Below are 19,281 nucleotides of genomic sequence, written 5' to 3'. Positions count from 1 at the left end.
CGTCCACCTTCATTGAGCGAGTCGCCGGCAGAATTGTCGGATGCCGGCTTTGCCCGGGTGATGGATTGCCTGGGGCCGTTCGAGGCGCGCCCGCATATCGCGGTGGCGGTCTCCGGCGGGCCGGATTCCCTAGCATTGATGCATCTGCTGACCGCCTGGTGCCGCGCGCGAGGGGGGCATCTGACTGCTGTCACGGTCGATCACGGCCTGCGCCCGGAATCGGGCGCGGAGGCGCAAAAGGTCGCCGGCTGGGCGCGCGGGATCGGCGCGTCGGCGGTAATTCTCACCTGGCTGGGGGAGAAGCCGCAATCGGGGCTGCAGGCCGCCGCGCGGCAAATGCGGTACGAATTGTTGACGGATTGGTGTCGCCGGGCCGACGTGCTGCACCTTGCCCTGGCGCACCAGGCCGACGACCAGCGCGAGACCGTCGCCATGCGGCAGGCGCGGGCAGGGAAGGACGAGCCGCCGGGCCCGGGACTCGCCGGCATGAGTGCCATCACCGTGCGTCACGGCATCCGGCTGCTGCGGCCGATGCTCGGCTTCTGCCGCGCCTCGATCGCCGCCTATCTGGACCGGATCGGCCAGGACTGGATCGAGGATCCCAGCAACCGGTCCCTGCGCTTCGAGCGCGTCCGCTGGCGCAGCGGGCTGATGGGCCGGTTGCCGGATGGGGCCGACATTCAGACGGCCGGTGAGCGGCGTCGGAGGCTTGAATTTGCGGCGGCAGATCTGCTCATGTGCGCGGCGGAAATTGCGCCCGCCGGATATGTGCTGCTCGATCCGGTGCCGATCCGGGCAGCGGCGGTGGAGGTTGCTGAATGGGCCCTTGGTCAGGTTCTCATGATGGTGGGTGGCGGCTCCTACCGTCCGGCCCGGGCAGCGCTGCGCCGCGACATGACGGTCGCCCTGGCCGGAAAAGGGGTGCGGTCGCTCGCCGGATGTCTCTTCGGGCTCTGGCGGCAGCGACTCCTCATCTGCCGCGAAACCGGCGCGGCGGCCGGGATCGTCGAGGGGCCGGGCTCCTTCATGTGGGATCGCCGCTTCCGGGTGACCTGCGGCGCCGGAGGTCCCGCCGGCTTTCCGCTTGAGATCGGGCAATTGGGCGAGCGAGGCCTGCGCGAACTGGAAAAAACCCCGGAATCCAGCCAGTTTCTGGGGCCGATTCCAGCCCTGGCGCGCCCGTCGCTGCCGGTTTTCAGGGATGCGACAGGTCGCCTCATCCTGGTCCCGTTTACCGGATATGACCCCGTTGGCTGCCGGAATGAACTGAATTGCCGATTCGACCCGTATAATTCGGCGACATCAATCGGCTTTACAGTTGCGTAAATCGTGCCTCACACTATTTAACTGTCGTGGACAGCGGTCGGCCTATGGCTTGAGCCGGGGTGCCGTTGCCAGATCGCCACGGGATAGGGATTAAGATTGTGAACTGGGGTAAGAACCTGATGATCTGGGTGGCGATCGGCCTGCTGCTGATCGCTCTCTTCAAGATGTTCGAGGGTGATTCACAGCGCAGCGGCTACGCGCAGCTCAGCTACTCCCAGTTCCTGGCCAAGGTCAACGAGGGTGCGGTCAGCGACGTTACCATCCGCGGCCCCGAGATCACGGGCCATGCCAGCGGACAGCAATTCACCACCTATGCGCCCGAGGACCCCAAGCTGGTCGAGACGCTGTCTGCCAAGGGCGTTGAGATCAAGGCCGGCCCGCTGGAGGACGGCACCAGCCCGTTGATGCAGATCCTGATCAGCTGGGCACCGCTCATCATCATCGTCGGCATCTGGATCTTCTTCATGCGCCAGATGCAGGGCCAGGGCGGCAAGGCCATGGGTTTCGGCAAGTCGCGCGCCAAGCTTCTGACCGAGCGCACCGGTCGCGTCACCTTCGACGACGTCGCCGGCATCGAGGAGGCCAAGGGCGAACTCGAGGAGATCGTCGAGTTCCTGAAGGACCCGCAGAAGTTCCAGCGCCTGGGTGGCAAGATCCCGAAGGGCTGCCTCCTGGTCGGTCCTCCGGGTACCGGCAAGACGCTGCTCGCCCGCGCCATCGCCGGTGAGGCCAACGTGCCGTTCTTCACCATTTCCGGTTCCGACTTCGTCGAGATGTTCGTCGGCGTCGGCGCATCCCGCGTCCGCGACATGTTCGAGCAGGGCAAGAAGAATGCCCCCTGCATCATCTTCATCGACGAAATCGACGCGGTCGGCCGCCATCGCGGTGCCGGCCTCGGCGGTGGCAATGACGAGCGCGAGCAGACTCTCAACCAGATGCTGGTCGAGATGGACGGCTTCGACGCCAATGAGGGCGTCATCATCATCGCCGCCACCAACCGGCCGGACGTGCTGGACCCGGCGCTGCTGCGCCCGGGCCGCTTCGACCGCCAGATCACCGTGCCGAATCCGGATATCAACGGCCGCGAGCAGATCCTCAAGGTCCATATGCGCAAGGTCCCGCTGGGCCCCGATGTCGACGCCCGCGTGATTGCGCGCGGAACGCCCGGCTTCTCTGGCGCCGATCTCGCCAACCTCGTCAACGAGGCGGCGCTGATGGCGGCCAGGTTCGGCAAGCGCGTCGTCACCATGTCCGATTTCGAGCAGGCGAAGGACAAGGTGATGATGGGTTCCGAGCGCCGCTCGATGGTCATGACGCCGGAGGAAAAGCTCGCGACGGCCTATCACGAGGCCGGGCATGCCATCGTCAATCTGGAAGTGCCGGAGGCCGACCCGCTCCACAAGGTGACGATCATCCCGCGCGGTCGCGCCCTGGGCCTGACCATGTCGCTGCCGGAGAAGGATCGCTACAGCATCTCCAAGCGCTGGCTGGAAAGCCGCATCGCGATCTGCTTTGGCGGCCGCATTGCAGAGCAGTTGATCTATGGCGAGGAGCACCTGAATTCCGGTGCGTCCAACGACATCCAGCAGGCGACCGAGATGGCGCGGCGCATGGTGACCGAATTCGGCATGAGCGACAGGCTGGGCCCGCTGCGGTACACAGACAACGATCAGGACGTGTTCCTCGGCTACCAGATCGGGCAGCAGCGCAAGAACATGTCCGACGAAACCAGCAAACTGATTGACCAGGAAGTCCGCCGCATCGTCGAGGCGGGCGAAGGCAAGTGCCGCGACATCCTCACCGCCAATCTCGAAGCACTGCACAAGGTAGCGAAGGCCCTGGTCGAGTTCGAAACCCTGAGCGGCGAAGAAGTACGCGCCCTGATGAAGGGCGAGGACATCCGCCGGGATACGGGCCAGGGTGGCGGCGCCGCGGCTCCCGCCAAGCCGCGCTCGCCGATCCCGACCAGCACCGTGGTGCGGCCGCTCGATCCGAAGCCGCAGCCGGGTACCTGATCGGGCCAGCCTGCCGTGACGCAACGCGAAGCCCCGCTTGACCGGCGGGGCTTCTGCATTGAGGGAAAGACGTGTCCGCAGATTATCTCGTTCCAACGGGAATGCTGACCGGGGCCGCCGCCGCGCGGGCGATCGCGGCTGGGACTGCGCTGCCGCTGGCCGGCGGGCCGGTCGCCTTCGGCGGCGGGGAAATCGTGCGTCGTGATGGAGCCGGGCAGGGCGTGCGCGAGGCAGCCTCGCTGACCGAGATCGAACGTCATTCTGCCGACCTCCTGGCTGGCTTTCTGCGCCCGCGCGCCCAATGGGCGGGCCTAGACCTCGGCATGCCGCGCATCATGGGCATCGTCAATGTGACGCCGGACAGCTTCTCGGATGGCGGCGACTATGCTGACCCCGCGGCGGCGATCGCCCGGGGCGTTGCCCTTGCCGCAGCCGGCGCCGACATCCTCGATATCGGCGGGGAATCGACCCGGCCGGGCGCTGCCCCGGTGACGGTCGAGGAGGAACTGAACCGCGTCATCCCGGTGATCCGGGCGCTGGCGGAACGAGGCCATTGCGTCTCGGTCGATACGCGCCATGCCGCGGTCATGGCGGCGGCGGTCGAGGCAGGCGCGCGCATCATCAATGACGTGACGGCCCTTACCGGCGATCCCGCGGCGGAGGCGGTCGCTGCCCGTTCCGGCGCCGCCATCATCCTGATGCACATGCAGGGCGAGCCGCGGACCATGCAGGCCGATCCGGTCTATGCCGATGCGACGCTGGACCTCATCGACTATTTCGCGGCGCGGATCGCCCGGCTTGAGGCGCTGGGTGTCGACCGCGCGCGGGTGTCGCTCGACCCCGGCATCGGCTTTGGCAAGAAGGATCCGCACAACCTGCTGATCCTGAACGAGCTTGCCGCCTTTCACGGATTCGGCTGTCCGCTCACCCTGGGCGTCTCCCGCAAGAGTTTCATCGGTCGCCTGTCGCGGGGCGAGGCGCCGAAGGAGAGGCTGGGAGGGTCGGTTGCGATTGCCGCACTGGCCCTGGACCGGGGCGTCCAGATTGTCCGGGTGCATGATGTCGCGGCGACCTTCCAGGCCCGCGCTATGGTTCTGGCGCTGGCCGGCGCCGGGGCTTAGAGTACGCGCCAGATCATGAGGCAAATTCCCAGATGACCCGCAAATTCTTCGGTACCGATGGTGTGCGCGGGCTCGCCAATGCCGAGCCCATCACGGCGATGACCGCGCTGAAGCTGGCGCTGGCCGCCGGCGCGCATTTCCGGCGCGGGCGCCATCGGCATCGCGTCATCATCGGCAAGGACACCCGCCTTTCCGGCTACATGCTGGAAACGGCCCTCACGTCCGGCTTCCTCTCCATGGGCATGGACGTGATGCTGCTGGGGCCCCTGCCGACCCCCGCGGTCGCCATGCTGACCCGCTCGATGCGCGCCGATATCGGCGTCATGATCTCGGCCTCCCACAATCCCTATGAGGACAACGGCATCAAGCTGTTCGGCCCCGATGGCTACAAGCTCTCGGACGAGATCGAGGCCGAGATCGAGGCGCGCATGGCGGCGGACGAGGTGCAGAACCTGGCGCCATCCGCCCAACTCGGCCGCGCCAAGCGCATCGATGATGCGCCCGGCCGGTATATGGAATTCGTCAAGGCCAGCTTCCCCAAGGGGCTCAGCCTGGAGGGCCTCAAGGTCGTCATCGATTGTGCGCACGGCGCCGCCTATAAGGTGGCCCCCACCGTCCTCTGGGAATTGGGTGCCGAGGTGGTGGCGATCGCGAATGAACCCAATGGCACCAATATCAATGCCGGCTGCGGGGCGGTTCATACCGAAAAGCTGTGCCAGACCGTGATCCGCGAAAAGGCTGATCTCGGCATCGCCCTCGATGGCGACGCCGACCGGGTGATCGTCGCCGACGAGACCGGTGCCGTCATCGACGGCGACCAATTGATGGCGCTGATCGCGGCCGATTGGCGGGCGACCGAACGGCTTGCAGGCGGCGGTATCGCGGCCACCGTCATGTCAAACCTCGGGCTGGAACGCTACCTGCAGGGTCTCGGCATCGCCCTCTATCGCACCCCGGTCGGCGACCGCTATGTGGTCGAGGCGATGCGCCGCTTCGGCCTCAATCTGGGGGGCGAGCAATCCGGCCATATCGTGCTCAGCGATTTCGCGACTACCGGCGACGGGCTTATCGCCGCCCTGCAGGTCTTGGCCGTACTGAGGAAGTCCGGGCGTGCCGCCAGCGAAGCCGGGCGCGCCTTTGCGCCACTGCCGCAAATGCTGAAGAACGTGCGCTTCGGCGCGGGTACGCAACCGCCGCTCGACCAGCAATCGGTCAAGGCAGCCATCGCGGCGGGCGAGGCCGCGCTCGATGGCTGCGGTCGCCTGCTGATCCGCAAGTCCGGCACCGAGCCGCTCATCCGAGTCATGGCCGAAGGCGAGGATGAGGCTCTGGTCGCCCGCGTCGTAGACGACATCGTGGCTGCCGTCGAGGCGGTCGCCCGCTGACGGTTCTGCCGCCAAGCCCAGGAAAGAGGAAGAGAGAATGCCCAATCGCCTGCTGCATACCATGATCCGCGTCATGGACATGGACAAGTCGATCGATTTCTATACGCGCCAGCTCGGCATGCAGCTGCTGCGCAGGAAGGATTATCCGACCGGCAAGTTCACCCTGGCTTTCGTCGGCTATGGCGGCGAGGACGACAATGCGGTGATAGAGCTGACCCATAACTGGGGCCGCGAGGAGCCATACGAGATCGGCACGGCGTTCGGCCACCTCGCGATCGGCGTCGATGACATCTATGGCACCTGCGAGCGCCTCGCCAAGGAAGGCGTCAAAATTCCGCGCCCGGCCGGTCCAATGGCCCATGGCGGCTCGGTCATCGCCTTCATCGAGGATCCGGACGGCTACAAGATCGAGCTGATCCAGAAATAGCGGCCCTCCGCCGGCACGGAAAGGTCTAGAGATAGACCGACGGCGCGTCGAGATCCCCCTGCCACGCATAGACTGCCAGCAATGGCTCGCTATGGGTCTGCATGGCATGGGGCTGGCCAGACCGGTGCAGCACAAAGCCGCCCGGCGGAACCACGCGCGCTTCGCCCGGAACCTGCCAGGTCGCATGACCCGACACGACCAGGTAGAGCTCGACGGCCGGGTGCGCGTGCATCGGATAGAAGGTGTCCGGCCCGATCAGCGTAAAGCCGAGCCGTGCGTGTGCGGTCTGCAGCGGCCCCATCGGGCCGGCGAATTCGGCAAAGGCAATGTTCGCGCCGAGGTCCTGATCGCCGTCATGGGCGGGATAATTGTAGTGCCAGGGCAGTGCGCCCATCACGGGGCGCGTGGCGCGCGCCACATCTGCCAGCACAAAATCCTCGGCCAGATCGAGCGCGGGCTCGAGAAGGTGGTTGTAGGTGCGCAAGGGGACAGTGGGCGTATAGGCCGGATTGGGCCTTGCCTCCAGCGCCGATCGGGCCATGTGCCGGATGGCAGAGTCGAGCTCGCCATCGGCGGATTTCTGGCGCGAGGTGAAGTCGTACAGCGCCCGGGCGATGGCGATGAAGTATTGACTCACGCAACGATCCGTCGGCCAGGAGTAATTCGTGTCGGAAAGTGGCGATGGCCGGCGGCAGCCCGGCCATCGCCCTTTTCGGAATAGTGCCGGCTCGGCCTATTTGCGCTTGTTCATCGGCACATAGGGCCGTTCGCCATAGCCGGTATAGAGCTGGCGCGGGCGGCCAATGCGCTGGCTGGGATCCTCGATCATCTCCTTCCACTGCGCCACCCAGCCCACGGTGCGGGCCAGGGCGAACAGCACGGTGAACATCGAGGTCGGGAAGCCGATCGCCTGCAGAATGATGCCGGAATAGAAGTCGACGTTCGGATAGAGCTTGTGCGAGATGAAGTACTCGTCATTGAGCGCGATCTTCTCAAGCTCCATGGCCAGCTTCAGCAGCGGGTCGTTGCGCATGCCGAGCGCGTCCAGCACCTCGTGGCAGGATTTACGCATCACCGAGGCACGCGGGTCGTAATTCTTGTAGACGCGGTGGCCGAAGCCCATCAGTCGGGTGTTGTCCTGCTTCGACTTCACCTTGGCGATGTATTCCTTGATGTTCGCGGTCGAGCCGATCTCGTGCAGCATCTTGAGGACCGCCTCGTTGGCGCCGCCATGGGCGGGACCCCAAAGGCAGGCGATACCGGCGGCAATGCAGGCGAAGGGATTGGCGCCGGATGACCCAGCCATGCGCACGGTCGACGTGGACGCGTTCTGCTCGTGGTCGGCGTGCAGGATGAAGATCTTGTCCATGGCCTTTGCCACGACGGGGTCGACCTTGTAATCCTCGGCCGGCACCGCGAAGGTCATGTTGAGGAAGTTCTCGGCATAGGACAGCTTGTTCTGCGGATAGACGAAGGGCTGGCCGACCGAATACTTGTAGGCCATGGCAGCGATCGTCGGCATCTTCGCGATCAGGCGGTGCGAGGCGATGGTGCGTTGGCGCGGGTCATGAATGTCGGTGCTGTCGTGATAGAAGGCGGAGAGCGCGCCCGCCACTGCTACCATCACCGCCATCGGATGCGCGTCGCGGCGGAAGCCGGAATAGAAGCGCGTGATCTGCTCGTGCAGCATTGTATGATAGGTGATGTTCTTCTCGAACTCCGCCTTCTGCTTGGCGTTCGGCAGTTCGCCTTCCAGCAGCAGATAGCAGACTTCCATGAAGTCGCTGTGCTCGGCCAGATCCTCGATGCGATAGCCGCGGTGGGTCAGGATGCCTTCGTCGCCATCGATATAGGTGATGGCCGACTGGGTCGAGCCGGTTGAGCCATAGCCGGGGTCATAGGTGAACAGGCCGTGTTCGCCATAGAGCTTGCGGATGTCGACGACGTCGGGACCGACCGTCCCTTTCAGGATCGGCAGTTCGAACTTCTTTCCGGTGCGGCTGTCGACGACCGATGCGGCGGCATAGGGCTTGGGCGCTGCCGGCAGGATTCCGCTGTTCTTGGTCTTTGAGACGCCGGCTTTCGCATTTGCCTTGGCGGCCTTCTTCTTTGTGGTCTTCCCAGCCATTGTGCTTCCCCTTTTCAAACCGAATATTCGATGCAGATGCGCGACGACACGGCCGAACCGCCGAATGCCACAGGCAAGTCTCCTACCGCGGGCGACAGGGCGACTGCCGGGCCCCCGTTGCTGCACATGCTAATGGGGTAAGGTTAACGGATGGTGACGTATCTGTCATCTGGCGAGAATGGCCTTGTCGCGATTGTTGCGCCCCGTACCATATCCTCTGAAAAACAATGGGTTACTGGCGAGAGTGGGGCTTCCATTCGCGGCGCAAAGCCGCGACACTGGCGCCATGCTGAGGGTAGAGAATCTGATCTACGATTATCCCGGCCATCGAGCCCTGGACGATGTCTCCTTCGAGGTCGAGGCGGGAAGCATCACGGCATTGGTGGGCCCGAATGGCGCCGGCAAATCCACGTTGATGCGCGTCTGCGCCGCCCTCGAGCGACCCTTCGCCGGAAGGGTCCTGCTCGCCGGCGCGAACGTTCACGACAATCCGCGCGCAGCGCATCGGCGCATGGGCTTTCTGCCGGATTTCTATGGCCTTTATGACGAACTGACCGTGGCGCAATGCCTCGACTACCGGGCCGCGGCCCAGGGCATCGCCCGGACCGAAAGGGCGGCGATCGTCGCGATGGCGGCTGCCCGGCTCGAGATCGCCGACCGTATCGACCAGCGGGCCGGGACGCTGTCGCGCGGGCTTCGCCAGCGCCTCGCCATAGCCCAGGCTATCCTGCACGATCCTGCCTTCCTGATGCTGGACGAGCCGGCTTCCGGCCTCGACCCGGCGGCGCGGATTGGCCTCTCCGCCGTCTTGCGGCAGTTGGCGGGCGAGGGGATGACCATCCTTGTCTCCTCGCATATCCTCGCCGAATTGCAGGATTATTCGACCCATATCCTGATGCTGAAGGCCGGCCGGGTGGTGGAGCATGCCTCGCTGGAACGTATCGCCGCCGAGGGCGGTGCCTCGCGTGACATCCGCCTTGGATTCGCGGCGAACATCCCGGACCTGCGCCGACGCCTGTCAGCCATAACGGAACTAGAAGTGATAACCTGCGGATCGGACGAGGCGCTGGTGCGTTTGACGGACGATCCCGCGATCCGGGCCGCTATCCTCGCCAGGCTTGCGGCAGAGGGATTGGGGCTGACCTGTTTTGCACCGGAGCGGCGCAGCCTGCAGGATATCTATCTTGAGCGCATGCGCGACCGGCCGCCAGCAAGGCCCGGCCTGCTGACCGGGCCGGAAAACGGCGAGGCCGGAACATGATGCCGGAACTCAACCCAGAACTCCGCCGGAACCTGTGGCTGCAATGCGGCTGGCAGCGTCTCGCCGGCGCCTTGGTCGTCGGCGTTACTATTGCCTATGCGCTCTATGCCTTCGGCGGTTTTGCCCGAGTTCTTTTCGGGGCCAATCTTGCCATTCTGGTCATCTTCGGCATGTGGGGGCCGCGCCGCGCCGCGGATTCGCTGGCCGAGGAAGTGGGAACCGGCACCTGGGAAATGCAGCGCATGTCCGGCCTCTCGGCATGGTCGATGGTCTGGGGCAAGCTGGTGGGCGGTACCGCTTTCGTCTGGTATTGCGGTGTACTTGCGATCCTCGCCTATGTGCTGGCCGGCCAACAACTCGATTTTCCGCCTGGCCGCGCCGGGAACTTCTGGCTCGGGGTCTATCTGGCCCTGATCGGCGCGGCACTCGCACATACCACGGCCTTCGCCATCGTGCTGCTTTTGATGCGCAAGACGGTATTCTATCGGCGCCTGACCATCACCCTGGCGCAGACCATCGGCTTCTTCGTCTATGTCGTCGTCAGCGGGGTAGAATCGGTGCGCCTGCTGGAGCAGGTCGACGTGGCGCCCCGCATCGGCCGCATCGGCGAGAGCGAAGCCACCTGGCCGCTGATCGGGGCCATTCTTGGCAGCTTCCTCTTCCTCTGGGCGATCATCGCGGCCTATCGGCTGATGCGCAACGAACTGCAATACCGGGCCTGGCCCTGGGTCTGGCTGCTGTTCCTGGCCTTCGCCATTTTTGCGGCGGAGCGCGTGGCGCTCTGGCCCGGCAGCAGCGATCTCGTCGGGATCGTTTCGGTACCGCTCATCCTGATGCTGATCGTCTATGCCGCCGCCCTGGCCGATCCGCGCGACCCGATCCGCTACCGCTCCGGCCTGATCGCGCTGGCGCAGTGCGATCTGCGGCGCGGTCTCGCCGAGACTCCTTGGTGGCTGTCCGGCTATGTCGTCTTCCTGGCCTATTGCGCGGTGATGGTGACGACCATCCTGACCATGCCGCAGGACGGCCTGCCGCGCGGGTTGCTCTACGCCATGCTGCGCTTCGACATCTTCCTGTCCTTCGAGAATCTGGCGCATTCGGGAGTTCTGCTGGCGCTTTTTGTGCTGCGCGATCTCCTCGTCCTGCTTTGTCTCAGCTTCGGGCCCTGGCGCCATCGCGCGGACATGACCTGGCTTGTCTATCTCGCCCTGGTCTACTGGCCACTAGCCGTCATTCTCACCTTCGGCGGCTATCTCGACTACATCACCCTGGTTCTGCCGGTGGCGGGTGACAATGCCTGGCTCAATTTTGCCCCGATCATGCTCCAGGTCGCCGTGGCGGCCTTCGCCGTGCGGCATTTCTGGCGCCAGGCAACAGGACATGGCGCGTCGGGCCTGCCGCAAGTTGGGGCGGAGACGGCGTAAAAGTAGCCGGAGGGCGAAATCCATTTCGTCCTTACGGGTTATGCCGCAGATCCGGAATGAATGGCCGAAATGATTGACCCAATCATGGGGTAACGTGCAAAGCTGCCGGCCAAAGGCAGGAGCTTTGCGATGTCCCAGTTCGATTACGACCTCTTTGTCATCGGTGCCGGCTCGGGCGGCGTGCGCGCGGCCAGGATCGCCGCCGGGTATGGCGCCAAAGTCGCCATCGCCGAGGAGAGTCGCGTCGGCGGCACCTGCGTCATCCGGGGCTGCGTGCCGAAGAAGCTGCTCTCTTATGCCGCCCATTTCCACGAGGATTTCGAGGATGCCCGCGCCTATGGCTGGTCGTCGGGCGAGGCGAGGTTCGACTGGCCGACCCTGATCGCCAACAAGGACAGGGAGATCGACCGCCTCAATGGCATCTACAAGAAGCTGTTAGCGGGTTCGAACGTGGCGCTGCTGGAAAGCCGCGCCGTGCTGCTCGACCCGCATACGCTGGATGTCGGCGGCAGGCGCGTTACGGCACGGAACATCCTGGTCGCCGTTGGCGGCTGGCCGGAAATGCCGCCGGTGCCGGGGATCGAACTTGCCATCACCTCGAACGAGGCCTTCCACCTGGAGCAAATGCCGCGGCACGTCGCCATCGTCGGCGGCGGCTATATCGCGGTCGAGTTTGCCGGCATTTTCAACGGCCTTGGTGCCGAGACCCATCTGCTCTATCGCGGCGAGCAGATCCTGCGCGGCTTCGATGACGATATTCGCCATTTTGCGGCTAGTGAGATCGTCAAGAAGGGCATCAATCTGCAGACCAAGGCGGATGTCGTGAAGATCGAGGCGGTCGGGGCAGGGCGGCGGGTGACGCTGAAATCCGGCGCCACGATCGAATGCGACGCCGTCATGTACGCGACCGGCCGCAGGCCAAAGACGGATGGCCTGGGACTGGAAGCCGCCGGTGTGGCACTCGGCAAGGGCGGCGCCATCGCGGTCGACGCGTTCTCGAAGACCAATGTCGACAACATCCATGCCGTGGGCGATTGCACCGACCGGGTCAATCTGACTCCGGTCGCGATCAAGGAAGGCCATGCCTATGCCGATACGGTGTTCGGCAACAGGCCCTGGTCGGTCGACCATGCTGTCATTGCCACCGCCGTCTTCAGCCATCCGCCGATCGGCACCGTCGGCACGACCGAAGCCGAGGCGCGGGGCGAGGGCAGGGAACTCGACATCTACAAGGCGGATTTCAAGCCGTTGAAACACACGCTCTCCGGCCGTGACGAGCGGACCTTGATGAAACTCGTGGTGGATCGAGCGAGCCAGGTCGTGCTGGGCGCGCATATGGTGGGCCAGGACGCGCCGGAGATCATCCAGGCCCTTGGCATCGCCGTGAAAATGGGCGCCACCAAGCAGCAATTCGATGCCACCATGGCGGTGCACCCGACGGCTGCCGAGGAATTCGTCACCATGCGAAATCCCGTGGCGGCGTGATGGCATTCACGGCGTCGTGATCAGCCAGCGTCGCCATCCGGACTAAACTGGCTGACATGAAGCAGTTTCTTGCCACCGCGACCTTGTTCTTGTTGCCCTTGTCCACGGCCTGGGCGGATGTTGATACCCTTGAATGCAATACCGCGGCGGCGATCCGCATCACCTATGCCGAATCCAGCCAATCATCCATCGACGACCTTTTCGGGGCGCACTCTAACGGAGAGATCTGCCTTGTCCGCGATGCGCCGGCAACCGTGATCGATCTCGGCGGCTATCCGATCTCGCTCCGCTATGTCGTACAGCACGGGAGCCCGGACCGTGCGGCGACGACATTGGCCGCGAAGTCCTTCTCCAGCGAGATCGTGTTTACGCCGGATGATCTTGCCGGCGGGTCCTTTATCCACCGTCGGATGATCAACAAGCCGCATTACTCGGAAACAGACGGTGACTGGCGGTACACGCCTTTACGGATGGTGTTGACGGAGCCGACACTGTTCATATTCGGCGGCGATGGTTGACCCGTCCGTTTGGGATTAAATATCAACTATTTCAATGAATTGCGCGCCTTTCTTGCATCATTTGCAAGGCCGGCCCATAAATCGTATATCGAAGGCGGCTGTTATCCACAGCCTGTCAGGTTCAACCCATGAGCGCGGGCGCGCGCAGAGGCTGCAAGATGAGCACGAAATGGTCGCCGGAGAGCTGGCGTGGCAAGCCGATCTCCCAGGTTCCCGAATATCCGGACGCCGCCAAGCTGGCGTCGGTCGAGGAGCGCCTGCGCGCCTATCCGCCGCTCGTTTTTGCTGGCGAGGCGCGGCGCCTCACCGAGGTGCTGGGCAATGTGGCTGAAGGGAAGGCCTTCCTGCTGCAGGGCGGCGATTGCGCCGAAAGTTTCGCCGAGTTCTCGGCCAACAATATCCGCGATACCTTCCGCGTCCTGCTGCAGATGGCGGTCGTGCTGACCTTCGGTGCGGCCATGCCCGTGGTGAAGATCGGCCGCATGGCTGGCCAGTTCGGCAAGCCGCGCTCCTCGCCGACTGAGGTGATCGACGGCGTCGAACTGCCGAGCTATCGCGGCGACAATGTGAACGGCATCGAGTTCACCAGGGAGGCGCGCATTCCGGACCCGGAGCGCCTCATCCAGGCCTATAACCAGTCGGCGTCGACGCTCAATCTGCTGCGCGCCTTCGCCCAGGGCGGCTTTGCCGATCTTCACAAGGTGCATCGCTGGAACCTCGATTTCGTGGCCGACAGCCCGCTCGGCCACCGCTACAAGGAACTGGCCGACCGGCTTTCGGAAACACTTGAGTTCATGGCCGCCTGCGGCCTCACCTCCGAGACGGTGCCGCAGATCCGCGAGACCGAATTCTTCACCAGCCACGAGGCGCTGCTGCTCAATTTCGAGCAGACGCTGACCCGCGTCGATAGCCTCACCGGCAAGTGGTATGCCTGCTCGGCGCACATGCTGTGGATTGGCGACCGCACGCGCCAGCTGGACGGCGCCCATGTCGAGTTCATGCGCGGCATCCAGAACCCGATCGGCGTCAAATGCGGGCCCACCATGGAGCCGGACGAGCTGCTTCGCCTGATCGACATCCTCAACCCGCAGAACATACCGGGTCGCCTCACCCTCATCGCCCGGATGGCGCATGACAAGGTGGAGCAGAAGTTGCCGCCGCTGGTCCGCGCCGTGAAGCGCCACGGCGCCAAGGTCGTCTGGTCCTGCGATCCCATGCACGGCAACACGATCAAATCCTCGACCGGCTACAAGACGCGGCCCTTCGACCGGATCCTGGCCGAGGTGAAGGGCTTCTTCGCCGTGCACCGCGCCGAGGGCACCCATGCTGGCGGCGTGCATTTCGAGATGACCGGCCAGGACGTTACCGAATGCATCGGCGGCGCCAAGGCGGTGACCGAGGATGCCCTGGCCGACCGTTATCATACCCATTGCGACCCGCGCCTCAATGCGACGCAGGCCCTGGAACTTGCCTTCCTGATTGCCGAGCAATTGAAAGCGGAGCGCGCCGGTGGACAACGCATCGCCGAAGCCTCGTAACGACAATGCCAGGTCGGAGGCGGGGCCGGTTGCAGGCCCTGCTTCCGCTGCCATTGCCGACTGGTCCGACCAGTATTTCCTGAAGACCAAGGCGACCGTCGAGAAATTCGGCGATTGCAGGGTCACCTATGCCGTCTTCATGCGGCGCCCGGTGGTCTCGGCGCCGCGTCTCGCCATCGACTGGCTGCACGGCATCGCGGCCGAACGGGGCGCCGAATTCAAGATCGATCTGCAATATGACGAGGGCCGCTGGGTCGGTGCCGGCGAGCCGATCATGTATGTCAGCGGCTCCTTCGTGCATCTGGCCGACCTCGAGACGCTGCTGCTGATGAAACTGGGGCCGGCCTGCGTTGCCGCGTTCAACGCCTTCACCATGTGCGCCGATCTCCCCAAGGTTGCCTTCCTCGCCATGGATGCACGCCATTGCGCCGGGCTGGAGATGGCAGAGATGATGGCCTATGCCGCCTCGGTCGGGTCCGACCGGGCTCGGCGCAAAGTGGGCGCCACCGGCTTCGTCGGCAATGCCACCCAGGCGACGGCGCATTATTTCGGCCAGGAAAGGGCGTTGGGCACCATGCCCCATGCCCTCATCGGCTATGCCGGCTCAACCCTGCGCGCGGCCGAGATGTTCAACGAGACCTTCCCGGACGAACCGATGACGGTGCTGGTCGATTATTTCGGCCGCGAAGTGACCGATGCGCTGACTGTCGCGCGCCGCTTTGCCGCCATGGCATCGCAGGGGAAACTCTCGGTCCGCATCGATACACCGGGCAGCCGCTTCATTGAGGGCCTCGACCCGCCGGCTTCCTATGCGGTGCTCGACCGGCATGTGCCCAACGTGATCCGCGGCTATCGCAGCGAGGCGGAGTTGAGGAGCCTGGTCGGCGCCGGCGTCTCGGCCGCCGCCATCTGGCACCTGCGCGACGCACTCGACCGCGAGGGCTTCCACAAGGTGAAGATCGTCGCTTCGTCGGGTTTCGATCCGGCCAAGTGCAAGGTGATGGCAGAAGCCAAGGCACCCATTGACGTGGTCGGCACCGGGTCCTTCCTGCCGCAGCGCTGGACCGAGACCTACGCCACCGCCGACATCATCGAATACAACGGCGTCAAGCGGGTGAAGGTCGGTCGCGAGTTCCTGTTCCGGAAGGAATGATCATTTCGGTGCCGCGGCGAAGGGGATCTCCGACCAGACATATCCGCGTTCATTGCTGTTTGGCTTGACACCCCATTGCAATACCCAGGTCTTGCCGGTGCGGGTATCGAGCAGGACATTCACGGTCGAGCGCGACTTGGTGAGGTCGAAATCGGCCTGATCGAGTACCATCAGCACATAGCGGCCGCCCGCCTGTTCGATCACCGGGGTGGGGGTCAGGGTGCCGGGCAGGTCCTGCGCGGCGGTGGGCAAGTGCATGGCCGAGGCGACCAGCGCGGCGACCGCAGCAATAATTACAGGGCGATAGCGTTTCATTATCCTGGCTCCGGCATGGGATGGCTGTTGCAATCCTAGCATGTGCCGTGCCGGCCCCGCGTGCCCCTCGCCAATTGACTTGGGAAATCAAAAAGTTAAGTTTGCCGCGACGAGAGGCAGGAAAAGCATGACCGAAACCAGCAGGATCGCTCTGGCCCAATTGAACCCGAAGGTGGGCGACATTGCCGGCAACCTGTCGCGCATCCGGACAGCGAGGGTCGAAGCGCGGGCCAAGGGTGCCGATCTGGTGGTTACTGGCGAATTGGGTGTTTCCGGCTATCCGCCGGAGGACCTGGTCCTGAAGCCAGCCTTTCAGGTAGCTTGCCGCGAGGCGGTCGAGGCGTTGGCAAGGGAGACGGCCGATGGCGGGCCGGCCGTCATCGTCGGCGCGCCATGGCTGGAGGAGGGGAGGCTGCACAATGGCGCCTTTCTGTTGGGCGAGGGCAGGGTCCTTGCGGCGCGCTTCAAATACGATCTGCCCAATTATGGGGTCTTTGACGAGAAGCGCGTCTTCCAGCCGGGTCCATTGCTGGAACCGGTCGCCTTTGGGGGCCTGAATATCGGCCTGATGATCTGCGAGGATCTCTGGTTTCCGACCACGGCGGCGCATCTCAGGGCGCGGGGTGCCGATCTGTTGGTGGTGCCCAATGGCAGCCCGTATGAGCATGACAAGATCGACCAGCGCCTCGACATCGCCCGTGCACGTCAGCGGGAAACCGGCCTGCCGATCATCTATGTGAACCAGGTGGGCGGGCAGGACGAACTGGTCTTCGACGGCGATTCCTTCGTACTCGACCGCGGCGGCGCGATTCGCTGGCGCCTGCCGGCCTTCCGGGAGGCGGTCGAGGTGAGCGAATGGCGGCGCGGCAAGGAGGGCTGGCAGTGCCTGCCGGGGGTGACGACCGAGAGCCTGCCGCGGCTGCACTCGATCTATCAGGCGATGGTGCTGGGCCTGCGCGATTACGTGCGCAAGAACAACTTTCCCGGCGTGATCCTGGGACTTTCCGGCGGCATCGACAGTGCCTTGTCGGCGGCGGTTGCGGTCGACGCGCTTGGGCCGGACAAGGTGCGCGCCGTCATGATGCCGTCGCCCTATACCAGCCGGGAGAGCCTTGAGGATGCGGCTGCCTGCGCCCAGTTGCTGGGCATAGCCTATGACGTCGTTTCCATCGAGCCTGCCATGCGGGCCTTCGAGGGGATGCTGGCCCCCCTGTTCGCGGGGCGCCAGACGGACACGACCGAGGAAAACATCCAGAGCCGCGCGCGCGGCCTAACCCTGATGGCACTCTCCAACAAGCTCGGCCACATGCTGCTGACCACCGGCAACAAGTCGGAAATGTCGGTCGGCTATGCGACCCTCTATGGCGACATGTGCGGCGGCTATTCGGTGCTCAAGGACATCTACAAGGTGACCGTCTTCGCCTTGAGCCGATGGCGGAACGACCACCAGCCGGCGGATTGCCTGGGGCCGGCGCGCGCGGTCATGCCTGAACGGGTCATTTCCAAGCCGCCCTCGGCAGAATTGAAGCCCGACCAGACCGACCAGGACACCCTGCCGCCCTATGACATCCTCGACGGCATCCTCACCTGCCTGGTCGAGGAGGAGATGGCCGTGGACCAGATCGTCGCCAGGGGCTATGACAGGGCCACGGTCCACCGGGTCTGGCGCATGCTGGATCTGGCTGAATACAAGCGTCGCCAGGCCCCGCCCGGGGTCAAGATATCGCGCCGCGCCTTCGGCCGGGACCGACGGTATCCGATCACCAACGGCTTTCGTCCTGGTTAGGATTGGCCGGGCTGACGGGGTCAGATTGATGGAAGTCGAGTGTTGTGATGTCGGTTCGCGTTCGCTTCGCACCCAGCCCCACGGGCCGGCTGCATGTCGGCAACATCTACGTTGCCCTGAATAACTGGCTGTTCGCGCGCCAGCGCGGCGGCTCGTTCCTGTTGCGCCTCGACGATACCGACATCGAACGCTCCACCGCCGAGTTCGCCGCCGGCATCGAGGCGGATCTCGCCTGGCTGGGTCTCGCCTGGGATCTGTTCGCCCGCCAGTCCCAGCGCCTCGCATCCTATGATTCCGCCGCGGCCAGGTTGAAGCAGAGCGGCCGCCTCTATCCTTGCTATGAAACGGCCGAGGAACTGGCGCTGAAGCGCAAGGTGCAGTTGAGCCAGGGCAAGCCGCCGGTCTATGACCGGGCGGCGCTGAAACTGACCGATAGTGACCGGGCGCGCCTGGAGGCGGCGGGTATCACGCCGCATTGGCGCTTCCGGCTGGAGGGTCGCCGCGTCGAATGGCACGACCACGTGCGCGGGGCCGAGCATATCGACACCTCGAGCCAGTCGGACCCCGTCCTCATCCGGGCCGACGGGACCTATCTCTACACCCTGCCATCCGTGGTGGACGACATTGAGCTCGGTGTCAGCCATGTGATCCGCGGTAACGACCACGTCACCAACACGGCGACCCAGATCCAGATCTTCGAGGCATTGGGCGCCAAGGCGCCGGAGTTTGCGCATCTGCCGTTGCTGGTGGATGCCGCCGGCGAGGGGCTGTCGAAGCGGCTCGGTTCGCTCTCCATTGCGGATCTCAGGGCGCAAGGGCTCGAGCCCATGGCGCTCAACGCCTATCTCGCCCATATCGGCACTGGCGATCCGGTCCTGCCGGTGCGCCATCTCGACGAGCTGGTCGCGGGCCACGACCTGGCCAAGTTCGGTAAATCTAGCCCGCGCTTCGACCCCGTCGAGTTGCTGCACCTCAATGCGCGCCTCCTACACCTGTTGCCCTTTGCCGAGGCGCAGGCGCACCTTGCCAGCCTCGGCCTCGGCAGTGTCGATGCGGCACTCTGGGACGTGGCACGATCCAATGTCGAGAAGGTCGAGGAGGTTGCCGAATGGTACCGGATCTGTCGCGGAACCATACCGCCTCAGGTGACCGATCCGGCCTTTGCCGGGGCAGCGGCCGATGTCCTGCCGCCCGAGCCCTGGGATGAGGGCACCTGGAAAAGCTGGACTGATGCGGTCAAGGCTGCGACGGGCCGCAAGGGCAAGGATTTGTTCATGCCCCTGCGCCTCGCGCTCACCGGCCTCGACCACGGCCCGGAACTGAAGCTGCTGCTGCCGCTGATCGGCCGCGACAAGGCGCTGCGCCGCCTGCGCGGCGAGAGCGCGTGAGGATTGGGATT

At 64.7% G+C, this 19,281-nt stretch carries 16 protein-coding genes; 13 read left to right on the top strand and 3 right to left on the bottom strand.

Annotated features, from left to right (window positions below):
* Positions 1–12 precede the first annotated feature (12 nt).
* From tilS to gloA, 5 genes are all read left to right on the top strand, one after another.
* On the top strand, positions 13–1,326 hold the full coding sequence (gene tilS, locus A8950_RS18715; protein WP_133615208.1) for a tRNA lysidine(34) synthetase TilS: 1,314 nt from the start codon (positions 13–15) through the stop codon (positions 1,324–1,326).
* Between the two features lie 119 nt (positions 1,327–1,445).
* Positions 1,446–3,341, top strand: coding sequence for an ATP-dependent zinc metalloprotease FtsH (gene ftsH, locus A8950_RS18710; RefSeq protein WP_133615326.1), 1,896 nt, complete (start codon positions 1,446–1,448; stop codon positions 3,339–3,341).
* 71 nt (positions 3,342–3,412) lie between these two features.
* Positions 3,413–4,462: a dihydropteroate synthase gene (folP, locus tag A8950_RS18705; protein WP_243735708.1), complete on the top strand. Its 1,050-nt coding sequence runs from the start codon at positions 3,413–3,415 to the stop codon at positions 4,460–4,462.
* 32 nt (positions 4,463–4,494) lie between these two features.
* A complete protein-coding gene (glmM, locus tag A8950_RS18700) occupies positions 4,495–5,847 on the top strand; it encodes a phosphoglucosamine mutase (RefSeq protein WP_133615207.1) in 1,353 nt (450 codons plus the stop codon).
* A 37-nt stretch (positions 5,848–5,884) separates the two neighbouring features.
* The gene (gene gloA / locus A8950_RS18695) at positions 5,885–6,274 is read left to right on the top strand and encodes a lactoylglutathione lyase (protein ID WP_133615206.1); all 390 of its coding nucleotides are present in this window, start codon (positions 5,885–5,887) and stop codon (positions 6,272–6,274) included.
* Between the two features lie 25 nt (positions 6,275–6,299).
* Here the strand turns inward: gloA and A8950_RS18690 are convergent, their stop codons facing one another.
* The gene (locus A8950_RS18690; protein WP_133615205.1) at positions 6,300–6,911 is read right to left on the bottom strand and encodes a dimethylsulfonioproprionate lyase family protein; all 612 of its coding nucleotides are present in this window, start codon (positions 6,909–6,911) and stop codon (positions 6,300–6,302) included.
* A gap of 96 nt (positions 6,912–7,007) precedes the next feature.
* The gene (gene gltA, locus A8950_RS18685) at positions 7,008–8,402 is read right to left on the bottom strand and encodes a citrate synthase (RefSeq protein WP_133615204.1); all 1,395 of its coding nucleotides are present in this window, start codon (positions 8,400–8,402) and stop codon (positions 7,008–7,010) included.
* Positions 8,403–8,688: 286 nt separating this feature from the next.
* Between gltA and A8950_RS18680 the strand changes: the two genes are divergently transcribed.
* From A8950_RS18680 to A8950_RS18655, 6 genes are all read left to right on the top strand, one after another.
* A complete protein-coding gene (locus A8950_RS18680) occupies positions 8,689–9,663 on the top strand; it encodes an ABC transporter ATP-binding protein (protein WP_166645277.1) in 975 nt (324 codons plus the stop codon).
* Positions 9,660–11,087: an ABC transporter permease gene (locus tag A8950_RS18675; RefSeq protein WP_133615202.1), complete on the top strand. Its 1,428-nt coding sequence runs from the start codon at positions 9,660–9,662 to the stop codon at positions 11,085–11,087. The genes A8950_RS18680 and A8950_RS18675 overlap by 4 nt, the downstream gene beginning before the upstream one ends.
* Before the next feature lie 129 nt (positions 11,088–11,216).
* Entirely contained in the window at positions 11,217–12,572 is a 1,356-nt protein-coding gene (gor, locus tag A8950_RS18670; RefSeq protein ID WP_133615201.1) for a glutathione-disulfide reductase, read from the top strand.
* A gap of 56 nt (positions 12,573–12,628) precedes the next feature.
* Positions 12,629–13,090, top strand: a complete 462-nt coding sequence (locus A8950_RS18665; RefSeq protein ID WP_133615200.1) for a hypothetical protein — start codon at positions 12,629–12,631, stop codon at positions 13,088–13,090.
* Between the two features lie 158 nt (positions 13,091–13,248).
* On the top strand, positions 13,249–14,628 hold the full coding sequence (locus A8950_RS18660) for a class II 3-deoxy-7-phosphoheptulonate synthase (RefSeq protein WP_133615199.1): 1,380 nt from the start codon (positions 13,249–13,251) through the stop codon (positions 14,626–14,628).
* Positions 14,600–15,781, top strand: a complete 1,182-nt coding sequence (locus A8950_RS18655; RefSeq protein WP_407644244.1) for a nicotinate phosphoribosyltransferase — start codon at positions 14,600–14,602, stop codon at positions 15,779–15,781. Before A8950_RS18660 ends, A8950_RS18655 begins: the two co-directional genes overlap by 29 nt.
* On the opposite strand, the gene A8950_RS18650 is transcribed toward A8950_RS18655, so the two are convergent.
* Complete coding sequence (locus A8950_RS18650; RefSeq protein ID WP_133615198.1) at positions 15,782–16,096, bottom strand: hypothetical protein; 315 nt, start codon at positions 16,094–16,096, stop codon at positions 15,782–15,784.
* A gap of 127 nt (positions 16,097–16,223) precedes the next feature.
* On the opposite strand from A8950_RS18650, the gene A8950_RS18645 reads away from it, so the two are divergent.
* Positions 16,224–17,882: an NAD+ synthase gene (locus A8950_RS18645; RefSeq protein WP_133615197.1), complete on the top strand. Its 1,659-nt coding sequence runs from the start codon at positions 16,224–16,226 to the stop codon at positions 17,880–17,882.
* 44 nt (positions 17,883–17,926) lie between these two features.
* Positions 17,927–19,270, top strand: coding sequence for a glutamate--tRNA ligase (gene gltX / locus A8950_RS18640; RefSeq protein ID WP_208109933.1), 1,344 nt, complete (start codon positions 17,927–17,929; stop codon positions 19,268–19,270).
* Positions 19,271–19,281 lie beyond the last annotated feature (11 nt).

The sequence above is a fragment of the Dongia mobilis genome (assembly GCF_004363235.1).
GTDB lineage: Bacteria > Pseudomonadota > Alphaproteobacteria > Dongiales > Dongiaceae > Dongia > Dongia mobilis.
Note: the sequence above shows the minus strand (reverse complement) of the source record. Positions and strands in the feature narration are given on the sequence as shown.